Genomic DNA, 5,097 nt, shown 5'->3' on the forward strand with positions numbered 1-5,097 from the left:
CTGCTTCCTCTTCCAGCTTTTTCATCTGCATGCTGACGGCACCTTGGGTGCGGCACACTTGTTTTGCGGCGCGGGTAAAGCTACCGGTATCAACAAAAGCGATAAAGCTTCGTAATGCTTCTATATCCATGCGGTTAGCTCCTACGCTATCTATTAGTTATTCAAATAGGTGCTATAAAAACTATTCGATAGTCAGACACAAAGCAAGATTGCACAATGATCTCAACTTAATTCTTGAAGCCAAAAAGTGAAGCTAAGCTGACAACGCACTTCTCGAAACAGCACTTCACTTCACAAAATCAGGGTAGGAGAATCACATGGAACTGATCATTGGAAATAAAAACTATTCGTCCTGGTCGCTGCGGGCATGGTTTATGTTGAAGGCATTTGATCTGCCTTTTACTGAAACCCGTTTGGCGTTGTTTGAACCGGATTTTTATTCCTCATTAGCGAACTACTCCCCCGCCGGAAAAGTACCGGTGCTGATTGATAACGACATCACTGTGTGGGATTCGCTGGCCATTTGTGAATATATCAACGAGACCTATCTTTCGCATAAAGGCTGGCCTGCCGATGTTGCTGATCGGGCGTTGGCCAGAGCGATTAGCTGCGAGATGCATTCTGGGTTCTTTGGTTTACGTCATGAGTTACCGATGAACTGCCGGGCCACACGTGCGGTTACGCCGACAGACGCAGCACTCAAAGATATCGCCAGAATTGATGCGATCTGGACGGAGCTTTTGCAGAAAAATAGCGGCAACGGCCCCTGGTTATTTGGTGATATCAGTATCGCGGATATGATGTTTGCACCGGTGGCACTGCGGTTTAATACCTATTTTTCAGAGGCTAAGAATTCAGAGATTTCGGAGCAGAGCCGTACTTACGTGCAGACAGTACTGGCGCATCCGGCTATTCAGGCATGGGTTGCTGCGGCAAAACTTGAGTCCGAAACGATTACTGAAGAGGAAGTGGGCGAGCCTGTTTAGCCTTTTTATAATCAGTAATTTTGCTGCGCGTAATCGAAGCAATTAACCAGCGCTGCTTATAAATGGCAGCGCACCTGTGGTTTTTTGCTTTGTTTACTATCGCCGCGCACACGGCAATACACCAGTTGCCCGCTGCTTGTCATGGCGTAAGCGGAGGCGATAGCGGGATCACTGCTGATAATCGCTTCGACACTGGCAAAACGTAGTTTATTCGGCTGATCTCGCCCGTAGCACTGAATAGCCGCGCCTTTATTTTGGCTGCCTTTTGTAGCGCCTTTTGTACTTCCCGTGGCCTCGCTGCGGCAATATTCTATGCTGCTATCGGTACGAATCACCCATACATCAGCGGACGAACCCGTAGAAAAAGACTGTATCGGGAAGACCCGGGTTGATGCACCACCTGCTGTTATTTCAGCCGACGCCGTTGCTGCCAGAGAGATAAGGATAATGCCCGCACTTACCGCTCTCCCGCTCATGCCAGCTATCGATTTTATACGCGTGATCATCTCTTATCCTCCTTGTCGATATGTGAAAGCGCTTACGCCCCTGCTACCTGTTCTCTTACGCCCCTTAATACAAATACTATTCCTCGGCGAATACAAACACTGCTCTGCCAGCTTGGGCTTTTACTCAGAGTAAATCTAGATTAAATTTGATAACATTAGGGCATTCACCTAGGAGCCTGTTGGACTCCTGGCAGCAAACAAATTTGATGATGGGATTTTACTATGGCTTTTAACGGCTCCGAGCGCTATGTCGCTACCGATGAATTGCAGATGGCGGTTAGGGCATCAATCACCATGCAGCGCCCGCTGTTGATTAAGGGCGAGCCCGGTACCGGCAAAACTATGCTGGCCGAAGAGGTCGCGCTGTCTTTAGGCAAGAAACTCTACCGCTGGCACATTAAATCGACCACCAAAGCGCAGCAGGGATTATACGAATACGACGCTGTATCGCGTTTACGTGATTCGCAGCTGGGCGATGAGAAAGTCTATGATATCGGCAATTACATCAAGAAAGGCCTGTTATGGGAGGCGTTTGATGCCGATGAGCAGGTCGTGTTGCTGATCGATGAGATCGATAAAGCCGATATCGAGTTCCCCAACGATCTGTTGGTCGAGCTGGATAAGATGGAGTTTTTTGTTTACGAAACAGGTGAGCGTGTCGTCGCAAAACACCGCCCGATTATTATCATCACATCGAACAATGAAAAAGAGCTGCCGGATGCGTTCCTGCGTCGCTGCTTCTTCCATTACATCACCTTCCCGGATCGGGCGACGATGCAGCAGATTGTTGATGTGCATTATCCGGGTATTCAACAGGCGTTAGTTAATGAGGCCTTAGAAGTTTTCTTCAAAATCCGCGAGATGAACAACCTGAAGAAAAAGCCATCTACGTCTGAACTCATCGATTGGCTGAAACTGCTGATTGCTGACGACATTCCCGCAGACCTGCTACAAAACAAAGATATTGCTCAGGCGATGCCGCCGTTGTACGGCGCTTTGCTGAAAAATGAGCAGGATGTGCATATGTTGCAGCGTCTGGCATTTATGGCAAGACGAGAAAACCGCTAATGCTGATCGACTTTTTCAACACGCTGAAACGGGCTGATATTCCCGTTTCTTTAAACGAACTGCTGGTGTTGCTGGATGCGCTTAAAAAGGGCGTCGCGTTTGCCAGCGTCGATGATTTTTATCTGCTCAGCCGTGTCTGTCTGATCAAAGATGAAAAGCATTTTGATCGGTTTGATCGTGCGTTCGGCCATTATTTTAAAGGCCTTGAGGCACTCAATCTGTTTCCTGATAACGTGATTCCGCAAGACTGGCTACGCTCAGAGTTTTTGAAGAACCTCTCAGAAGAGGAAAAAGCCAGGATTGAAGCGTTAGGTGGGCTGGATAAGCTACTTGAAACGCTGAACGAACGTCTTAATGATCAGCATGATCGCCATGCTGGCGGTAATAAATGGATCGGCACCGGCGGCACCTCTCCTTTTGGGCATAGCGGTTATAACCCGGAAGGGATTCGGATCGGCGGCGAGAGCAAGCACAAGCGTGCGGTAAAAGTATGGGAAAAACGCGAGTTTAAAAACCTCGATGATCAGGTCGAACTAGGCACGCGCAATATGAAAGTGGCGTTGCGAAAGCTGCGAAAATTTGCCCGCACCGGCTCCGCTGAAGAACTGGACCTGAACGATACGATTCGCTCCACCGCGGCCAATGCAGGGTTGCTCGACATCAAGATGGTGCCAGAGCGGCATAACGCCGCTAAAGTGCTGATTTTTCTTGATATCGGCGGTTCGATGGACCCTTATATTCATCTGTGTGAGCAGCTGTTCTCGGCGGCACGCACTGAATTTAAGCATCTGGAGTATTTCTACTTTCATAACTGCGTTTATGAAAAAGTCTGGAAAGATAACCAGCGCCGCTTCCATGACACACTGTCGACCATGGATGTGATCCACACTTACGGCAAAGACTACCGGGTGATCTTTATCGGTGATGCGGCCATGTCACCTTATGAGCTGATACAGCGCTACGGCAGTGTGGAACATATGAACGAAGAAGCCGGTCAGGTTTGGCTACAACGGATTCTGCATACCTGGGAGAAAGCGATCTGGTTAAACCCCACACAAGAACGCTTCTGGGAGTACAGCCAAACGACGTCTTTTATCAACCAACTACTTGACGGCCACATGTACCCGCTGACCCTTGCGGGCCTGGAAGCGGGCATCAAACATCTGTCCAAATAATTAATAAATTAATGTGGGCGACCTTATCAGCCAAGACTCGGCAGCAGACCTGCCGGCAGTAAGGCGTTATAGTCGCCCCGCTGAATCAGCGCTTGCGCCCGCGCAATATCCGGCGAAAAGTAGCGATCTTTAGCATAAAACGACACTTCTGCTCTTAACTGGCTATGTGCCTGCTGTAACCCTGGGCTTGTTTTTAGCGGTGCCCTGAAGTCGATTCCCTGGCAGGCCGCCAGCAGCTCAACCGCCAAAATTCCTGCGGTATTTTCAGACATATCGCGTAAACGCCGTGCTGAAAAGGTTGCCATTGAGACATGATCCTCCTGATTAGCAGACGTCGGCAAGCTATCCACGGAAGCGGGATGCGCCAGAGATTTATTCTCAGACGCCAGTGCCGCGCCGGTGACTTGCGCAATCATAAAGCCTGAGTTGACGCCGCCGTTGTCGACCAAAAAAGGCGGCAGCTTGGAGAGATTAGCATCAATCAGCAAAGCCATTCTTCGCTCTGATAATGCGCCTATCTCGGCAATCGCTAATGCCAGATTATCTGCCAGCATCGCAATAGGCTCCGCATGAAAATTCCCCCCCGAGATAATGTCGTTGTCATCTGCAAACACCAGCGGGTTATCCGATACGGCATTCGACTCCACCAGCAACACCTGCGCGGCCTGGCGAATCTGCTGTAAACAAGCGCCCATCACTTGTGGCTGACAACGCAATGAGTATGGGTCCTGCACTTTTTCGCATTTTTGATGCGAGTTACCGATCTCCGACTCTTCTTCCAGTAAATAACGATACGCGGCGGCCGCATCGATTTGTGTTGGGTGGCCGCGTACCTGATGCACCCGATCATCAAACGGCCGACGGCTACCTAAGGCGGCTTCGACTGACAACGCGCCGGTGACGGTAGCGGCAGCATACAGATCTTCAGCCGCAAACAGCCCTTGTAACGCGAAGGCCGCCGACGCTTGTGTACCATTTAACAAGGCCAGGCCTTCTTTAGGGCCTAACGCGATAGGCTGCAGCCCAGCCACCTTCAAAGCGGCGGCGCCACTGATACGTTCGCCGTTATACAACGCTTCGCCTTCACCCAACAAGACGGTACTCATATGCGCTAAAGGCGCCAGGTCACCCGATGCGCCTACTGAGCCTTTTTCCGGGATGCAGGGGTACACTTCGGCATTAAGTAAGGTAATCAGCGCCTCAATCACGTCTAAACGAATGCCCGAGTAACCCCGTGCTAACGCGTTAATCTTTAATACCATCATCAAGCGCACTGTAGATGGCTGCATAAACTGGCCGACCCCAGCCGCATGAGATAAGACAATACTGCGCTGTAGCAGCTCTAAATCGTCGCTTGAGATA

6 protein-coding genes are annotated in these 5,097 nt (G+C 50.0%); 3 read left to right on the top strand and 3 right to left on the bottom strand.

Annotation, left to right across the window (positions count from 1 at the left end; all coding sequences use genetic code 11):
* Positions 1-130: LysR family transcriptional regulator (locus tag ABY436_RS18715; RefSeq protein WP_372740449.1), on the bottom strand; the 130-nt coding region annotated here is incomplete at its 3' end.
* 187 nt (positions 131-317) lie between these two features.
* Here ABY436_RS18715 and ABY436_RS18720 point away from each other — a divergent pair.
* Positions 318-986, top strand: a complete 669-nt coding sequence (locus ABY436_RS18720; protein ID WP_372740444.1) for a glutathione S-transferase family protein — start codon at positions 318-320, stop codon at positions 984-986.
* A gap of 56 nt (positions 987-1,042) precedes the next feature.
* Here ABY436_RS18720 and ABY436_RS18725 read toward each other — a convergent pair whose 3' ends face one another.
* Positions 1,043-1,492: a hypothetical protein gene (locus ABY436_RS18725; protein WP_372740445.1), complete on the bottom strand. Its 450-nt coding sequence runs from the start codon at positions 1,490-1,492 to the stop codon at positions 1,043-1,045.
* A 222-nt stretch (positions 1,493-1,714) separates the two neighbouring features.
* On the opposite strand from ABY436_RS18725, the gene ABY436_RS18730 reads away from it, so the two are divergent.
* Positions 1,715-2,560, top strand: a complete 846-nt coding sequence (locus tag ABY436_RS18730) for an AAA family ATPase (RefSeq protein WP_372740446.1) — start codon at positions 1,715-1,717, stop codon at positions 2,558-2,560.
* The gene (locus tag ABY436_RS18735; protein WP_372740447.1) at positions 2,560-3,735 is read left to right on the top strand and encodes a VWA domain-containing protein; all 1,176 of its coding nucleotides are present in this window, start codon (positions 2,560-2,562) and stop codon (positions 3,733-3,735) included. Before ABY436_RS18730 ends, ABY436_RS18735 begins: the two co-directional genes overlap by 1 nt.
* Before the next feature lie 26 nt (positions 3,736-3,761).
* Here ABY436_RS18735 and hutH read toward each other — a convergent pair.
* A partial coding sequence (gene hutH / locus ABY436_RS18740; protein ID WP_372740448.1) for a histidine ammonia-lyase occupies positions 3,762-5,097 on the bottom strand: 1,336 nt, incomplete at its 5' end.

This window comes from Neptunomonas sp. (assembly GCF_041601355.1).
Taxonomy (GTDB): domain Bacteria; phylum Pseudomonadota; class Gammaproteobacteria; order Pseudomonadales; family Balneatricaceae; genus Neptunomonas.